Source organism: Microvirga puerhi (genome assembly GCF_020089865.1).
In the GTDB taxonomy this organism is placed as follows: Bacteria; Pseudomonadota; Alphaproteobacteria; order Rhizobiales; family Beijerinckiaceae; genus Microvirga; species Microvirga puerhi.
Genome location: NZ_JAIRBM010000005.1, coordinates 122,579 through 138,636 on the forward strand (window position 1 = coordinate 122,579; position 16,058 = coordinate 138,636).

General features: G+C 61.5%; 17 protein-coding genes. 7 read left to right on the forward strand and 10 right to left on the reverse strand.

Features of this window, described 5'->3' with window-relative positions; genetic code table 11:
• Window position 1: 1 nt before the first annotated feature.
• The gene (locus K9B37_RS08415; protein WP_224312639.1) at window positions 2–1,246 is read right to left on the reverse strand and encodes a glycosyltransferase family protein; all 1,245 of its coding nucleotides are present in this window, start codon (window positions 1,244–1,246) and stop codon (window positions 2–4) included.
• 172 nt (window positions 1,247–1,418) lie between these two features.
• Here K9B37_RS08415 and K9B37_RS08420 point away from each other — a divergent pair, with 172 nt between their 5' ends.
• From K9B37_RS08420 to K9B37_RS08430, 3 genes are all read left to right on the forward strand, one after another.
• Window positions 1,419–4,142 carry an ABC transporter transmembrane domain-containing protein gene (locus K9B37_RS08420; protein WP_224312640.1) on the forward strand — a complete coding sequence of 908 codons (2,724 nt, stop codon included), beginning with the start codon at window positions 1,419–1,421 and terminating at the stop codon, window positions 4,140–4,142.
• Window positions 4,139–4,585: a Crp/Fnr family transcriptional regulator gene (locus K9B37_RS08425; RefSeq protein WP_224312641.1), complete on the forward strand. Its 447-nt coding sequence runs from the start codon at window positions 4,139–4,141 to the stop codon at window positions 4,583–4,585. The genes K9B37_RS08420 and K9B37_RS08425 overlap by 4 nt, the downstream gene beginning before the upstream one ends.
• Before the next feature lie 160 nt (window positions 4,586–4,745).
• Window positions 4,746–5,825, forward strand: coding sequence for a transglycosylase SLT domain-containing protein (locus tag K9B37_RS08430; RefSeq protein ID WP_224312642.1), 1,080 nt, complete (start codon window positions 4,746–4,748; stop codon window positions 5,823–5,825).
• Window positions 5,826–5,862: 37 nt separating this feature from the next.
• Here K9B37_RS08430 and K9B37_RS08435 read toward each other — a convergent pair whose 3' ends face one another.
• Together K9B37_RS08435 and K9B37_RS08440 are read right to left on the reverse strand one after the other, a co-directional pair.
• On the reverse strand, window positions 5,863–6,099 hold the full coding sequence (locus K9B37_RS08435) for an Lrp/AsnC family transcriptional regulator (protein ID WP_224312643.1): 237 nt from the start codon (window positions 6,097–6,099) through the stop codon (window positions 5,863–5,865).
• Between the two features lie 211 nt (window positions 6,100–6,310).
• Window positions 6,311–7,618 carry a UDP-glucose dehydrogenase family protein gene (locus K9B37_RS08440; protein ID WP_224312644.1) on the reverse strand — a complete coding sequence of 436 codons (1,308 nt, stop codon included), beginning with the start codon at window positions 7,616–7,618 and terminating at the stop codon, window positions 6,311–6,313.
• A 156-nt stretch (window positions 7,619–7,774) separates the two neighbouring features.
• On the opposite strand from K9B37_RS08440, the gene K9B37_RS08445 reads away from it, so the two are divergent.
• Complete coding sequence (locus K9B37_RS08445) at window positions 7,775–8,782, forward strand: asparaginase (protein WP_224312645.1); 1,008 nt, start codon at window positions 7,775–7,777, stop codon at window positions 8,780–8,782.
• Window positions 8,783–8,870: 88 nt separating this feature from the next.
• On the opposite strand, the gene K9B37_RS08450 is transcribed toward K9B37_RS08445, so the two are convergent.
• The 6 genes from K9B37_RS08450 to meaB all read right to left on the reverse strand — a co-directional run bounded on the left by K9B37_RS08450 (window position 8,871) and on the right by meaB (window position 11,974).
• Window positions 8,871–9,260 (reverse strand): cupin domain-containing protein, encoded by a 390-nt coding sequence (locus K9B37_RS08450; RefSeq protein WP_224312825.1) that lies wholly within the window; start codon window positions 9,258–9,260, stop codon window positions 8,871–8,873.
• A gap of 170 nt (window positions 9,261–9,430) precedes the next feature.
• Window positions 9,431–9,853 carry a DUF1801 domain-containing protein gene (locus K9B37_RS08455; RefSeq protein ID WP_224312646.1) on the reverse strand — a complete coding sequence of 141 codons (423 nt, stop codon included), beginning with the start codon at window positions 9,851–9,853 and terminating at the stop codon, window positions 9,431–9,433.
• A 3-nt stretch (window positions 9,854–9,856) separates the two neighbouring features.
• On the reverse strand, window positions 9,857–10,078 hold the full coding sequence (locus K9B37_RS08460) for a hypothetical protein (protein ID WP_224312647.1): 222 nt from the start codon (window positions 10,076–10,078) through the stop codon (window positions 9,857–9,859).
• Window positions 10,079–10,128: 50 nt separating this feature from the next.
• A complete protein-coding gene (locus tag K9B37_RS08465; protein WP_224312648.1) occupies window positions 10,129–10,539 on the reverse strand; it encodes an SRPBCC family protein in 411 nt (136 codons plus the stop codon).
• Window positions 10,536–10,859, reverse strand: a complete 324-nt coding sequence (locus tag K9B37_RS08470; protein WP_224312649.1) for an ArsR/SmtB family transcription factor — start codon at window positions 10,857–10,859, stop codon at window positions 10,536–10,538. Before K9B37_RS08470 ends, K9B37_RS08465 begins: the two co-directional genes overlap by 4 nt.
• A 131-nt stretch (window positions 10,860–10,990) precedes the next feature.
• Window positions 10,991–11,974 (reverse strand): methylmalonyl Co-A mutase-associated GTPase MeaB, encoded by a 984-nt coding sequence (gene meaB, locus K9B37_RS08475; protein WP_224312650.1) that lies wholly within the window; start codon window positions 11,972–11,974, stop codon window positions 10,991–10,993.
• A gap of 339 nt (window positions 11,975–12,313) precedes the next feature.
• On the opposite strand from meaB, the gene K9B37_RS08480 reads away from it, so the two are divergent.
• On the forward strand, window positions 12,314–12,814 hold the full coding sequence (locus tag K9B37_RS08480; RefSeq protein ID WP_224312651.1) for a GNAT family N-acetyltransferase: 501 nt from the start codon (window positions 12,314–12,316) through the stop codon (window positions 12,812–12,814).
• Window positions 12,815–12,899: 85 nt separating this feature from the next.
• On the opposite strand, the gene K9B37_RS08485 is transcribed toward K9B37_RS08480, so the two are convergent.
• The gene (locus tag K9B37_RS08485; protein WP_224312652.1) at window positions 12,900–13,649 is read right to left on the reverse strand and encodes a DUF3750 domain-containing protein; all 750 of its coding nucleotides are present in this window, start codon (window positions 13,647–13,649) and stop codon (window positions 12,900–12,902) included.
• Window positions 13,650–13,819: 170 nt separating this feature from the next.
• Between K9B37_RS08485 and K9B37_RS08490 the strand changes: the two genes are divergently transcribed.
• Window positions 13,820–15,517 (forward strand): hypothetical protein, encoded by a 1,698-nt coding sequence (locus K9B37_RS08490; RefSeq protein ID WP_224312653.1) that lies wholly within the window; start codon window positions 13,820–13,822, stop codon window positions 15,515–15,517.
• 10 nt (window positions 15,518–15,527) lie between these two features.
• Window positions 15,528–15,857, forward strand: a complete 330-nt coding sequence (locus K9B37_RS08495; RefSeq protein WP_224312654.1) for a hypothetical protein — start codon at window positions 15,528–15,530, stop codon at window positions 15,855–15,857.
• The last annotated feature ends 201 nt before the right edge of the window (window positions 15,858–16,058 follow it).

A 16,058-nucleotide genomic window follows, 5' to 3' on the forward strand; every position in this document is an offset into this window, starting at 1 on the left:
GTCACTCGGCGGCTTGCCGCGGAGCCATAAAGGGCTGCTCGATATCCAGGAGGGACTTCAGCCTTTCCTGGACACGATCCAGCCCGTCGAGCAGGCCGGGAATCACGACCTCGGAGGGCCGGGGCTGGTCGGCGAGACCCTTGAGCGCGAGCGCCATTCTGTCCGGCGTGCGCGCGGCATCGTAATCGCTCAGCATGCTCGCCAGTCCGAGGCGTTCGGCGGCTACAGCGCGGATGTGCTGCTCCAGCCTTGGACGCGTCCGCGGCACGATCAGGGCGCGCTTGTCGAAGGACAGGATCTCGCAGAAGGTGTTGTATCCGCCCATCGCGACGATCGCCGCCGCCTTCTGCATCAGGTGCTCGATCTTGGTATCGAAGGCGATCGCGTCGAGCTTGGGATGGCGGGCGATCCGCTCCATGAAGGACCGGCGCATGTCCCGGTTCACGAACGGGCCGAAGACGATCAGCGCCGGCATCTCGATATCGGCATCATGCTCATAGGCCGAGATCACCCAGTCGATCAGGTCGTCCCCATCGCCACCGCCGCCGGTCGTGACCAGTATGAAGGGCTGCTTGGTGATCTTCGGGTAGCGCGTGAGAGAGGGGGTGGGGGGAACTTCGCGGCGCAGATAACCGGTATAGGTAATGCGGTCGGTGACCGTAGCAGGCAGGTCGAGGGCGTCCAGCGGACGGTACACGTCCTCGAGCCCATAGACCCAGACTTCGTCATAGGAGCGGACCAGGATCTCCTTCGCACCCTTACGTTCCCATTCCGGAACGAGAAGCGCAGGCTCGTCCATGACGTCGCGAATTCCGAGTACCCGGCGGCAGCCCTGGCTCTCGAGATAGTCCAGAGCGGGCACCACCTCGCCACGAAAGCCCGTAGGTTCCTTATCGACGATGAAGACGTCAGGGCGGAAAGATTGCGCGGCTTGTAAAATAAGGTCCTGGCGCAGCCCGACAGCTTCATCCAGGTTCACGTTGAGGTTGAGGCTGCGGTAATCGCCATCGGGAAGCTTGGTGACGCCCGGAATGCGGATATAGTCGACGCCGCTGCCGAACTCGAAATTGCCGATCACCGGTGAGCCGGAGATGATCACGATGGAGCAGTCAGCCCGTTCCTCGGCGATGGCATTGGCAATCGCCCGTGAGCGGCGCAAATGGCCCAGCCCGAACGTGTCGTGGCTGTAGATCAGGACCCGGGCGCCGTTCTGGCGCCCCGATGGAAGCGGCAAAGGGTAGTCCATCTTCAAGTCCGTCAGAAGGGTTGCTGTTTGGGCACTCAACCTGTGACTGCCCGGCGAACGTTACGGCACCGTCCTCTAGCGTTGCAATAGCCCCTGGAAAAGAAGCTAAGGCGGCACCCCTCGCAGGGAAAGAGGGGTGGTTTGACGAATTGAAGATGGTATCGTCCCGGCAATGGAAAAGAGCCTGTTTCGATATATCTGGACGCATTCGAAGCGCGATCAGCTGATCGTGTGCGCCGTCGTGCTCGCTTCCCAGCCGTTTTATTTCGCATCCCTCGACCTGCCCCGCCAGATCGTGAACCAGGCGATTCAGGGGGAGGCGTTCCGAGAGGGGCAGGCGCTCGCCCCTTTTCTGAAGCTCGACCTCCATATGCCGAACTGGCTCGGCGGCCATACTTTCCACGTCTTTGATGGCTTCGAGGTCGGGCGTATCGGATTGCTGCTCGGCCTCTCCTGCCTCTTCCTGTTCTTTGTGGTTATCAACGGCGCGTTCAAGTATTGGATCAACGTCGCCAAGGGCGTTCTCGGCGAGCGCATGCTAAGGCGAATGCGCTTCGACCTGTTCAGCATGGTGCTGCGCTTCACGCCGGAAGCCTTGCGGACCGTCAAATCCTCCGAGACCGCAACCATCATCAAGGATGAGGTGGAGCCGGTCGGCGGCTTTATCGGCGACGCCTTCATTACCCCGATCTTCCTAGGGACTCAGGCCCTCACGGCCATATTCTTCATCATCATCCAGAATCTCTGGCTCGGGCTGATGGCCATCGGGGTGGTGGGCGTTCAATTCACCGTCATTCCGTATCTGCGGCGCGAACTCCTTCGGCTGGGCAAGCAGCGACAGCTCGCCTCTCGCGAGTTGGCCGGACGTATCGGGGAGGTGCTCGACGGCATCGAGGCCGTACACGTTCATAATGCTTACGGCTGGGAGAAGGCGGAGATCGGGCATCGGCTGTTCCGGCTCTTCGACCTTCGGGTGAAGATCTACAACCGGAAATTCGTCGTCAAATTCCTCAACAATTTCCTGTCCCAGCTGACGCCGTTCTTCTTCTATGTGGTCGGTGGTTATTTCGCGATCCGGGGCACTTTGGACATCGGCCAGCTCGTTGCGGTCATCGGGGCCTATCGGGAGCTGCCGCCGCCCCTCAAGGAGCTGATCGATTGGGACCAGCAGCGCCTCGACGTCCAGGTCAAATACGATCAGGTGACCGAGCACTTCGCGGAAGAGCGGCTTCTGCCATTCGTATCGGCCCGCGAAGAAGAGGAGCAGGACAAGCCCCTCGTCGGGCCTCTCAAGGTCGAGGAGCTTCGGATCAGCGATGCCCATGGCGGTCTTATCCTCGACAACGCCTCCTTCGAGATCGAACTGCCCGCGAAAGTCGCGATCATTTCAAACGGCGGAGGGGCGGCGAGCACTCTGGCGCGGATCCTGGCACGCCGCATGAACGGTTTCAGCGGCCAGGTCCGGATCGGCGAGCGCGATCTCCTGCAGCTCCCTCTGGCGGTCGCCGGCGACAGGCTCGCCTACGCGGGCATCGACCCGATCCTGTTTCCGGGCTCGATTCGCGACAACCTCATCTATGGCCTGCGCCACAAGCCTTTGGGGTCGCCGGGATCACCCGATTCCCGTGAGGAAATGCGCCGGATCGTCGAGGCGGAGCGGACCGGCAATCCGGTCGATAGCATTGCCGATCAGTGGATCGATTACGAAAAGGCGGGCGCCAAGGATGCGGAGGATCTCGACCACATTCTCGTGACGCTGCTCAACAGGCTCGGGATGGGAGGGGAGATCTATCTCTTCGGCCTCACCGGATGGATCGTGCCGGAAGACGAGCCCGAACTTGCCGAGCGCATCGTCGAGGCCCGCCATCGCCTGCGCGAGACCTTCCAGGCAGAAGGAATGGCCGGTCTCATCGACCCGTTCGATCCCGAGAGCTACAACGAGCAGACCACGATTGCCGAGAATCTTCTGTTCGGCGTGCCCAAGACCGATGAGTTCAAGGGCCGGAACCTCGCCTACAATCCGGATTTCCGGGACGCCATCGACCGTGCCGGTCTGACGGATGATCTGGTCCATATGGGCCTTCAGATCGCCGAGACGATGACTGAAATCTTCCAAGGCCTGCCTCCGGGACATTCTCTGTTCGAGCAGTTCTCCTTCATCGGCGCGGAGGAGCTGGCGGAATTCGAGATGATCCTGCGCAGGCATGCGCGCTCCGATGTGGCCCTGTCGAAAGAGGATCGAGCAAAGCTCCTCTCCCTGCCGCTGGCCTATATCGAGCCGCGTCACCGCCTCGGACTTCTCGATAATCATCTCCGGCTGCTGCTGGTGCACGCCCGCCGCCTGGTGCGCGAGATGCTGCAGATGGCGGATGCGGACGGAGTAGAATTCTATGATCCGGAAAAGATCTGTGCGGCTGCGCCGTTGCGGGATAATCTCCTGTTCGGCCGCATCAGCTACCGGGTCGCGAACGCGCAGGCCCGGGTCGCAGAAGCGGTGTCAGCCGTCGTTCGGAACATGGAATTGCTGGAAGATATTGAGCGGATCGGCCTCGACCATCAGGTCGGCACCGCGGGGCGGCTTCTCACACCGCAGGAGCGGGCATGCGTCAACCTTGCCCGGTGCGTAGTGAAACGTCCCGACATCCTCATTCTCGACGGCGCTCTGTCGCCTTTCGACGAGGCCCGGAGCCAAAAGATGGTTGAGGTACTCTTCGGGCTATGCGAGGGACGGTCTCTTCTCGTCGTCCTTCCCAACGATCGGCAGGCCGATCCTTTCGATGTTCTGATACGCTTCCGGGATGGACAAATCGTCCTGGAAGAGCCGAGAGGCCCGGCGCAGCGCGCCAGACGGCCCGCCCCTGAAAGCTCTCAACCGATAGCAGGAGAGGTTGCATGACCCTTGAGGCCGAGGTTCAATCGCTGCGCCAAGTCCCGATGTTCCGGGACATCGACCCGGCCCGCTTGAAGCTGCTCGCCTTCACCAGCGAGCGTGTTCAGTTCGCCGGTGGGCAGCGGTTCTTTTCGCAGGGGGATGCGGCCGATGCTGCCTATGTGATCCTCGACGGGCGGGCACAGGTGCTCCTCGATACGCCGCATGGCGAGATCCGTGTGGCGGAGTTGGGCGAGAACGCCCTCGTAGGGGAGATGGGTATTTTGTCGGACACTCCGCGCTCCGCCACGATCATGGCGGCCATTCCGACGACCGCGCTGCGGATCGACAAGCGGGTCTTTCTCGAGCTCCTGGCTCAGTTTCCGCAGATGGCGCTCGCCGTCATGCGCGAGCTGGCCAAGCGCCTCGAGCAGACCAATGCGCAGCTCGTGGCGCAGTCGGCTTCCTAATTTCCGGTTAAAAACCCTTCCTTAACCAATAATTTCCCAGGAATTTCACAATCTTACGGTCAAGCTGACCGATTCTCGACACATCTCCCGGCCAACCCTTGTCTCAGAATGACACAAGGGAAGGTCCTGCCGTCCGGCAGGGCCGTGCGGGAAAGTAAGTATGTCGACCAATGTGAGGACGCCGCAAGGCGCTGCTTCGCGTTTCGCGCGGAGCGTCTCCGCAGCATGTGGGCGATGGAGCCGTCGCCCGTTCCATGCCCTTCTGGCCATGAGTGTTCTAGCCGGTACCCAGGTGCTGGCGGCAGGTCCAGCAGCCGTTGCGACCGTGCCGAGCGCGGTGATGGCAAGGCCGTTCCTCCCGGCGCCCGTCTCCCACGTCGAAGCTGCTGTCTTCTCGCCGCAGCTGGGTACGATTCCGGGCCTGTTCCGCTCGATCCTCGAGGACGCCTTTCCTAGCCTGAATGTGGCGCGGGCTTCGAGCCGCGAGGAGGAAACGACCGTCGCGACAGGCAATCCGGATGAGATGATTCCGTTCAGCGGCCGCAGCGCGCCGAGGTGGCTGGTCCATTCCATCCTGAAGGCTGCGCGCGTGACGGGGGTCGACCCCGTCTACATGATGACCCTGGCCGACGTGGAATCGAGCCTCTCGCCGGAGGCGAAGGCGCCCACATCCACGGCGGAAGGCTTGTTCCAGTTCATCGACCGGACCTGGCTCGAAACGGTCTATGCCCATGCCGCCGATTACGGCTTCGCGGCTGCTGCGAAGGCGATCCGGATCGTCGACGGCGAACCGGCCGTGGAACAGAAGGATAAGGCTTGGATCCTCAGCCTGCGCACCGATCCCTACTTTTCCGGCCTGATGGCCGGGGAGCTGATCAAGGATGTGGAGCAGGCCCTTCGGGCGCAGGGAGAGCGTGAACTTGCCGAGGCGGAGCTCTACTTGGCCCATTTCCTTGGCGCGAGCAGCGCCGTGCGGTTTCTCGACGTCCTCGACAAGGATCCGAGCACCAAGGCAGCGAAGCTCTTCCCCCAGGCCGCCAAGGCCAATGCAGCGCTCTTCATGGATGGGAAGGGACGCAAGCGCCGGTCCGTGAGCGTCGCCGAACTCTACAACCGGATCGATTCCAAGATCGTGCGGCGCATGGACCGCTACGAGGATATTCGGCCGCTCCTCGCTGAAATCTCGCATCCACAGCGGATAATCGAGAAGACATTGGAGGCGAGTGCACTCGCCCAATGACGAGGGACGGCCTCTAAACCATTGTCCGGATTATTCTTCAGAACGCCTTGAACGTAATGATCGTGTGCGTGTCGGCAATGCCTTCGACCGACTGCACGTTCTTGGCGATGAAGTGGCCGATATCCACCTCGTCATCCACGTGGAATTTGGCGAGGATGTCGTAGTTTCCGGCCGTCGAATAGATTTCCGATGCGATCTCCCGGTCGGCGAGCTGACTCGCCACTTCGTAGGTCTTCCCGAGTTTGCACTTGATCTCGACGAAGAAGGTCTGCATCGGGCACTCCGCTTTCGGATGGGATGGTCTTGAGCTTGATCGTCTATGCCACGAGAGCGCGGTCGCGTGAACCTCGGAACGCGATCAGGTGGCAGGTTCTAGCGCATCGTGCGGAAAAGTGGATCCGGTTTTCCGTTCTAACGATGCGCTCTTCAAAGAGCGGAGCATCGGATAGGATCCCAAAAGTGGGTCCACTTTTGGGTCCGATGCTCTATGACGGGCGTCCGATGGACACATAGGTGAAGCCGCTCTGCTTCATGTCGTCGGGGCGGTAGATGTTGCGCAGGTCGACGATCATGGGACTCTTCATTCGCCCTTTCAGGCGCCTGAAATCCAGCGCCCGGAACAGGTCCCATTCGGTCACGATCACCAGAGCCGAGGCTCCTTCTGCGCAGTCATAGGCGTCCCGGGCATAATCCACGTCCGACAGGAGCGCCTGTGCCGCCGTCATGCCTTCCGGATCGTAGGCTCGCACATGCGCTCCCGCATCCTGCAGCGTACGGATCACGTCGATCGCGGGGGCTTCGCGCATGTCGTCGGTGTTGGGCTTGAAGGTCAGTCCCAGGACGGCGATCGTCTCGCCCCGCACCGAGCCGCCGCAGGCCGTGATCACCTTGCGGCCCATGGCCCGCTTGCGCTGGTCGTTCACCGCCGCCACCGTCTCGACGATCCGCATCGGTGCATCGTAGTCCTGCGCCGTCTTGATCAGCGCCAGCGTATCCTTGGGAAAGCAAGAGCCGCCATAGCCAGGGCCAGCATGCAGGAATTTGCTGCCGATGCGGTTGTCGAGCCCGATGCCGCGGGCCACGTCCTGGACGTTGGCGCCGACCTGCTCGCACAGATTGGCGATCTCGTTGATGAAGGTAATCTTGGTGGCGAGGAAGGCGTTGGCCGCATACTTGATCAGTTCGGCCGTGCGCCGCGCGGTGACGAGCAGGGGAGACTGGTTGAGATAGAGCGGCCGATAGATTTCGGTCATGACCCGAGCAGCGCGTTCGTCCTCGGTGCCGATGACGATGCGGTCGGGGCGCTTGAAGTCGGCGATAGCGGCTCCCTCGCGCAGGAATTCAGGGTTGGACACGACTGCGAAGGCAGCGTCCGGGCGGGTTTCGTGGATGATGCGCTCGACCTCGTCGCCAGTGCCGACCGGTACCGTGGATTTGGTCACCACCACCGTATAATCGGTGAGCGCCATGGCGATCTCACGGGCAGCCTGGTGGACATAGGAGAGATCGGCATGGCCGTCGCCGCGGCGGGAGGGGGTCCCGACCGCGATGAACACCGCCTCGGCGGCCGAGACGGCCTCGGGTAGGGCGGTGGTGAAGGTCAGGCGGCCTTCGCGGACGTTCTTCGCCACCAACTCGGCCAGGCCCGGCTCGAAGATCGGGATCGCGCCGCGGTTGAGGGCTTCGATCTTGGCCGGATCCTTGTCGACGCAGCACACCGTGTGGCCGAAATCGGCGAAGCACGCTCCCGACACAAGACCTACATATCCAGACCCGATCATCGCAATGCGCATAGGAAAGTCCCGTTCTTGACGCCCGAGGGTTTAAGGGGCAGTGGGCTTGGCTGCAAGCGCGACGTGATCGACTTACGAAAGCGTTTTGAAACAAGGATTCCTTTGACATCCGGTCCGCTCGCGGACAAAACACCGCCGTTCAAAACGGGGCCATTCATGGACAATCCTATTCTCGTCGAGGTTTCTCGCGGTCGCCTGGTCGAATCACGGCATCGGGGCAGTGTCGCGGTCGTCGACGCGGAGGGCAGCACGGTTTTGACCCTGGGAGACGTGGAGCGGCGCGTCTTCCCGCGCTCGGCGGTGAAGGCGCTGCAGGCCTTGCCCCTGGTGGAGAACGGTATCGCCGACAAGTACGGCCTGACGGATGAGGAGATTGCGCTCGCCTGCGCCTCGCATTCCGGGGAACCGGATCATGTGCGGGTGGCGGCGTCCATGCTGGCGAAGGCCGGCCAGAACGAAAGCTGCCTGGAATGCGGCGCCCATTGGCCCCTCGGCGACGCGGCGACTCGCGCCCTGGCGGCCTCGGGCGGGCAGCCGACGCAACTCCACAACAATTGCTCCGGCAAGCATGCGGGATTCATCTGCCTCGCCTGCGGCCTTGGCGACGATCCGAAGGGCTATGTGAAATCCCAGCATCCCGTCCAGCAGGCGGTGCGCCATGCCCTTGAGGACCTGACTGGGGCCTCCCACACGGAGGATGTGAGCGGCATCGATGGCTGCTCCATCCCGACCTATGCCATTCCGCTGCCGGCGCTCGCCTTCGGCTTCGCCAAGTTCGGCTCCGGCGTTGGAATATCGCCCGGCTGCAAGGCTGCCTCGGAGCGCATCCGTACGGCTGTCGCGCGCCATCCCTTCATGGTTGCGGGCACCGGTCGGTTCGACACGAAGCTTATGGATATCCTGGGCGAACGGGCTTTCGTGAAGACCGGGGCCGAGGGTGTCTACTGCGCGGCCTTCCCGGAACTCGGCTATGGAATCGCGCTCAAGGCGGATGACGGCGCAGGCCGGGCCGCTGAGGCCATGATGGCCGCCCTCATCCTGCGCTTCCTGAGGCTCGACGACAACGAGCGGGCCATGATCGACGCCATGGCGCAGCCGATTCTGAAGAACTGGAACGGCATCGAGGTCGGCCGTATCCGCGCGACACAGGAACTGATGGTCTAGGGTCTGGATCGAGCCAGGGTGTTGCCGCGGCTTCGGTTTCGTGGAGGGCGGACTCTCGGCAGAAGCGCCGACAGCGTGTCCACACGGGCTATGCGGGCGGTAACTCAAGGCCGTTCGGGAGTGAGATCCAGATGACAGTCTGCGCCTCTGGCGAATGGCGTGACAGATGGCCCTTGCCGTGTGTGTCCTCCACTAACACGAAGCTACCCGCCGGAACGTGACGCACCTCTCCGTCGCTCGTCTCGTATTCAACCGAACCATCCAGCCTGACCGTCAGCACCGGCTCTGGGACCGTATGCCAAGCAACCTCGCGCATGCCCGCCGGGATGTGGGTGATGCGGACGCGAGACGCCGGATAGCTGCCGGTAACGTCGAACGGCACGGCATCGGGGTGCACCGACCTCTCCGTCGTCGGCAATTCGACCTCGTCGAAATGCGACTCGCCATCCGGGGTGGCATAGATGCGCAGGCACTTCATTGCGGCCGACTCCTTCATGATAAGCATGCCGAACGAAGCGTGCCTACCATGAAGGAAGCGGGGTAGACCATGGGTCCGGTGCGAGAGCCCGGTGTGGGTCGTGAGCCGAATCGCGCCGTTCGAGCGGTCGTGTCCAGACCCTAGAGGGCCTTACGCCTCAAGCCTTTCGTTTACATTTTCTCGCCGGGCAGAAGGCTTGCCTGTTTCACCCACTCGGTAAACTGCGCAGCATCGAAGGGGCCATCCTCAGGAATGTCGAGATAGCGCACATCCTTCTGTTTCGATGGGCCGGGAGGCAGTGGGCAAAGAGCCGAGCCGCGGAAGAAGGCAACCTTCACGGACTTGGTCAGACAGTGGAACCCGAGGAACCAGCCTCGATCAGCGATTCCATAGAGAGGTGAGTTCCATTTGACGGCCTTCTTCACGTCAGGGATGGCTTCCGTGATGAGCGTGTCGATGCGGCGCCCGACGGCGCTTTTCCAGCCGGGCATCGCTTCGATATAGGTCCGCACGGGTCCGTCGCCAGAGCCTTTCGAAATCTGCGGGTTGCCACCGGCCAGAAGTCTCGGCTTGCCGGCGTCTGCCTCATTCATGGCTCAGGCTCTTGCCGGTGCGCTGCGGCCCCTTCTGCGCTTGCCGACATAGGGCTGCACGAACAGGTAAAGGCCGCTCGGCAGGAGCAGGACCAGCGGAAAAGCGGGCAGATAGTAAAACCATTCCGGCATGGTTCCGAGTGCGGGACCGGTAAAGATGGCGACCACCGCCAATGTGAAGGCTAGGGAAACCCAGCGGTGGATTTGTCGTATCGCCATGTTCATTCCATATACTCCTGTACTGCACGCAAAGTCCGATCCGGAGGTTCCGGAGATCATTCCAGGTTCGCCAGAACCCGTTCCATCTGCTGGAGAAACCGTGGCCATCCGACTGTGGCGCCCTGGAAATACGACCGTTGCTCTGGCCTGAAGCCACGCTGCTCCATGCGCAGCGTCGTGCCTTCGCCCGTTCGGGTCAGAGTCCAGGTGACGACGCTCCGGAGATCCTTCGTGTCCCACGAATAGGAGAGGGATCGGTTCGGCTCGACCGTCTGCACCTGACATTCGACCGCCCCCCAGTCTGCTGTCAGCGAGAAGCGATGCCCCGTCTCAGGGCTGAAGTCATTCTTCATCAGCCATTCGGCGATCAGATGCGGTTGGGTCAGCGCACGCCAGATCTTTTCCGGCGGATAGGGCAAGCCTCGCTCCACGATGATGGAGCGCGTCTCGGCCATGACTTCGTTCATTGGTCCATCCTTTTGAGAAGATCTTCGAGATCGTCGAAACGATCCTGCCAGAAGCCGGTCATCTGGTTCGTCCAGTCGATCAGCGGGGCCAACGCGTCGCGCTGCGCGGTGTAATAGGTGTAGCGACCCTCGTGGCGGTCGCGAACCAGTCCGGCGCCCTTCAGCACCTTCAGGTGCTTCGAAACCACCGGCTGCGAGACGCCGGCCCCTGCCAGCAGCCCCACGACGGTCGTGTCTCCCTTGCGGCAAAGGTGTTCGAAGATCCCTCGACGCGTCGGATCGGCAAGGGCCCTGAAAACTACATCCTGACCGTATGACATCGCATTCATACCTGTTTGGCTATGGATTATGCATAGCCAAACAGGTATGGGTCGGTCAAGCCTCGCTTGCGCCGCGTCGTGGGAATAAACGGATCGGAGACGTGAAAGGCGATAGCGCGACGCGCTGCGCGTCAGATCCCCAGAAGCCGGACGATCTCGTCCGCGCCCGCCGTCGGAGAAAGCTCTCCACGGGCGATCTGCCGCTCGATGTCCGGAACCCGCCTGCGCAGGGCAGGGTCGTGGGTGAGCCGGTCGTGCAGGCGTTCGTGCACAAGCGCCCACATCCATTTCGCATCCTGCGCCCGCCGCTTGGCCTCAAGCTCCCCGGTGGCCTCGAGGCGACGGCGATGGTCGAGGACCTTTTGCCAGAGCGCGTCGAGCCCCTGACCGGTCAGTCCTGAGATCATCAAGACCGGTGGCGTCCACGCAGCGGAGGCGGGCGTGAGGATCCGGAGCGCCGCCCGGTATTCGGCCGCCGCGGCTTTCGCCCGTGCCTCGGCATCGTCCGCCTTGTTGACGGCGATCATGTCGGCGAGCTCGAGAATGCCCTTCTTGATCCCCTGCAATTCGTCGCCGGCGCCGGGCAGCATGAGGACGAGGAAGAAGTCGGTCAGATCGGCCACGGCCGTTTCCGACTGTCCCACTCCGACGGTCTCGACCAGGATCACGTCGAAGCCTGCAGCTTCGCACAGCAGCATAGTCTCGCGGGTCTTGGCCGCGACGCCCCCGAGAGTGCCGGAGGAGGGGGAAGGGCGGATGAAAGCGTTCGGATCGACTGCGAGGCGCGCCATGCGTGTCTTGTCGCCGAGGATGGCGCCGCCGGTGCGGGTGGAGCTCGGGTCCACGGCGAGCACGGCAACCTTATGGCCCTGTTCGGTAAGCATGTGGCCCAGGGTGTCGATAGCGGTCGACTTGCCGACGCCGGGAACGCCGGTGATGCCGACCCGCACCGCATGTCCCGTGCGCGGCATGAGAGCTTGGAGAAGTTCCCGTGCCGCAGCGCGATGGTCGGCGCGACGGGATTCCATCAGCGTGATGGCGCGCGCCAGCGCGGCGCGGTCGCCCTTGGCGATCATCTCAGCCGTCACTGCCGTTTTTTGAGTGGCGTTGGTCACGGGACAGCTTTAGCGCATCGTGCGGAAAAGTGGATTCGGTTTTTGAGCTCCTTGGTGCCGACTACATCCGCTATGGCAAGAGAGATCGGCTTGCTCCATCTAGGTCGCTCGATGACCGGCTTCTGCCGAATCATCGCTCTAGGGCTTTCCGATCAGCCTTTCTCCAAAATAATATGACCAATCCGTTCATGTTCGTTTCGAGAGGAAGCCTCCGTTTGAGATCAGCCTCGGTTCTATTGGAAAAGGGCTGCATGAATAGTTGCATCTGGCACCGCCGTATTGAATTGTATCGACGGTTTCATGGTGGCAGTGCGGCCGAGTCCTGCCCAAGGAAGTCTCATGACTGAAGTTGACCACTCCGATTCGTTTTTGAACCGTATTTCTGTCAGGTCGCATGTGCCTCAGGACTTCGAGTTGTTGGGGCGAATGAACCGGGAGTTGATCGAGGATCAGGCTCACCGCAATCCTATGACAATTGATCAGCTCAGGGATCGTTTTAAGCGGCTTGTGGCAGACGGCTGGAAGGTCGATCTCTTCGAAGTCGATGGCGAGGTCATTGGATATGCCGTCCATCGCTATGAGCCTGATCCGGCAGAGCCTCGCGGCGAGCGCGTGTTCTTGCGACAATTCTTCATAGCGCGCCATCGCCGACGCGGGGGAGCGGGCTCTGTCGCGTTGAAGGAACTTATGCGAGCCCGTTTCCAAGCCGGTGACCGCATTTATCTGGACGTCATCGAAGCAAACCCCGGAGGGAAGATGTTCTGGACGCGGACTGGCTTCGTCCCATACGCCACAATCATGGAGAGAGTCGTTTCCGCTGAGGAAGTGGAGACGATCTGATTGCAATAGACCCTTCATAACCCTGATAACGTCCTGGCCGAACCCTCCGTTCTCTTAGAGCAGGCGCATCCCGGCGCTGCCTTCATCAGATGATCGGATCCATGCCGATCCGTCCCCAACCAGGCAGCTTGATGGCGGGCCGGCGCAGATCGACGCCGGCCACGAGGCCCAGCAGATCCACCTCGATGCCCTCGACCCAGCCGACGGAGAGGCCCGCATAGCCGCCGAGGGAGACCTGAAATCCTGTATGGCTCGGAGTCAGTCCGACGATGTCGTGGAACGGCTGCCAGTCCTTACCGAGCGCGGTGGGTGGCATCGCGGCGCCCAGTTCGGGCACCGAGCGCATCACATGCGCCACGAAGGTGTTGGAGTTCGGTCCCGGCCAGGCGTTGTAGTCTCCCGCCTTGCTGTAGGGATAACGCGCGACCGCCTCCCGGATCTGCGGAATAAGGCGGGCCGCTGCTTCGCCCTCAAGATAGACGATCGGCTGCGGCGGGTTGCCGAACCAGCGGCCATCGGCCACCCATCCGTTGGTGCGCACCGGACTGCCCCATCCGACCTTGTCGAAGCGCGTATAACGGTCGGCGCCGTTATCCTTCACGACGATCCAGCTGTGATGCGCGAAGATTCCGCGCCAGCGCCCGACGCGTGCAGCATAAATCGCAACGATTGCCTGCGGCGCCTCGCGGGGCGCCGGCAAGAGTTTCGCACTCGACCAGTCCGCATCACGCCAATTCGGTGCCACATCCCGGAAGGACCACCACAGGGCATGGGCTCCAAGAGGAAAGAAGAACAGACCAACGATGAAAAGGAGTGCACGCGCAAGCAATATCATTGCTCGAAAGATAGAAACCGGCCGGTACCATATCAAGGCGCTGTCACCGTCCATGCGGCCCTGCGGCTGCGCCGGTTTACCAGAAATACCCAGATTCCATCCTTCCTTTCCTATTCGCGCGGAGGATCTCTGTCGCGATCCTAGAGGCGCGGTGCATGCGGAGGCATCTGATGCCCTGGCCTCAGTTCAAAGCGGTTCTCAACACGTTGAAGTTGGCGGTGATTGCGACTTTGACCCTCGGCATCGTCGTCGTCGTGTCCCTGCTGATCGCTCTCATGCAATTTCAGATCCGGTTGTCAGAGGCGCAGAACCGAAGTCCGGATTTCTCGCTGAGCCAGGTGATCCATCTGGCGAATGTTGAGCGCGGAATTGAGAAGGATCTGGGTTCCTTCCAGTCCGGTTCGGTTCTCAACGACGATTCCATTTCCGTACGACGGATCGTCGAGACATACCGCATCAAGATCAGCGACCGGAGCAACTACATCTGCGAGTACGTCCTGAGACACGGGACGAGAACCAATGTCTCGAGAGTGACAGGAGCTCCTGCGCCGAAAGCCGAGACAGAGGGCGGCGACGCCACGGGGGCAGTGACCGCCGCTGTGGCGTTATCGGCGCAAGCCTCCGACAGAGAGGCCGCGGAGCGGTGTGCCAAGAATATCTTCGATTCCGTGGACGTGGATCTGATCTCTGTCGCGCACAGCACGCAGCCGAAAGTGGTCGCGCTGTCGAATCCCAATTTCATGGAGCCGGCAGCGCTGCTCGACGCGATGACCATCGAACTGTCTCCCGAGTATCAGGGATGGTTCGACCTGGAGCTCAGGAAAATCCGCGACGATGCGAAGAGGCTGTTCGATTTTCTCTACGAGCCCAAGACGGCTTCGGCCTTCCAGGTGGTGCTGCGCGCCTGCGACAGGCTCAAGGATATGGCCAATGCGGTGCAGATCGCATCGAGCGTGCAGTTCGATGCCTTGGCGATCATCCAATTCTATTCATCCCAGAATTGCGGCGCCGTCATCAGCCTCGGATCTCCCGCTCCGAACGCCCAAAAGAGCGTCGACCGCAACCTGATGTCGGAGCTGATCTCCTATTATCGGTTCTATAGCTTCCTGTTCGGTTCCCTGCTGATGCCGGATCATGCCCAAGCGTCTACGCCTGTCGCAACCGGGCAGATCGCGAGCGCAAGTCTTGATGGCGGGGCCGTCCTGTCGGATGCCGTGATCAGGGAGAACGCATCCTTCAACGATGTCCATACCTCGCGGCAGCAGGGACTGATCGATATCGTCTTCGCACCACTCGATTTCACCTATGCAGTTCTCGTGGTTTTCTCCGGCATCCTCGGCGCGCTGTTGCGGTATGTCTGGGAGGTTGCGACACGCTGGGGGATCTATCGGACCGCGGCTGCGAACGCCGCCGATCGCGCTGCAGGTCAGCCACAACGGCTTTCTCGCATGAACATCCAGATTCAAGAGGTTCTGGTACGGATCCTCCTCGCCATCATGTGCGCCCTGACGATCTATGTGCTGGCGCGCATTTCTCTCGTGGCGTTGGGAGACCGGACAGCCCTTGCGGGCGGATTGCAGCTGAACCCGTTTCTCGTCGCTTTCCTGGCCGTGATCTCGGGAATCATGACGGACGAGACCTTCGGCCTCATTCGGCGCCGGGCGGAATCGATCCTCGACAATGTGGGGTCGGACATCTCCGCTGTCCGGCGAAAGGAAGAGGTCGTGATCGAGCGCGAGACGCCGAACTCCGCCAAGACGCCGAACGCGAAGACGGAGGGAAGCCGAAAGAGAGGCGAGGCGAAGACCGAGACCAAGGCCGACCCTGCGCCGCCGCGTGCGCATGAAGGCAATGGCGAGGGACAATAGGACGATGGCGATGCTGATACAGGTCGGACTGCTGCTGAGCTTGACCAACGGAACGCTGCCGCTTGCGCCCGCACAATATTATCCGCCGCCGATCGTCCCGGCATTTCCACAGGCGCAGCAATATGCACCGCAGGGCAATTATGCTCGGCCGAATGTAGGACCGAACTACAACGGCGGCTCGGCATTCGGAGGTCCACCGATACAGCGTCCGGCAGTACAGCCGGGCTTTCGCTGCGCCACGCAGGCCCTGGTCTGCATGATGGGTTCGCCGGGCCCGGTCGGAGGACCGTGCACCTGTCCGACGCCCTATGGCTTCGTACCGGGCCAGATCATCAACTGACGAGAGGCGTGATTTTGCGACATTCTTGGAGAGTTTTTAGTTTTATAGAGTGATTGTTCAGATAATTCTCACTCTAAAAGAATGGAAAATTTTCATCGTATAAAATAGTTACCTCTGAATATTCGAGGTTTAGGCTTGTTTATTACTTAGTTTGTTCTTCCATAATTCATAAAATCCTTCTCTTCGAGAAGAAGGGAGGAA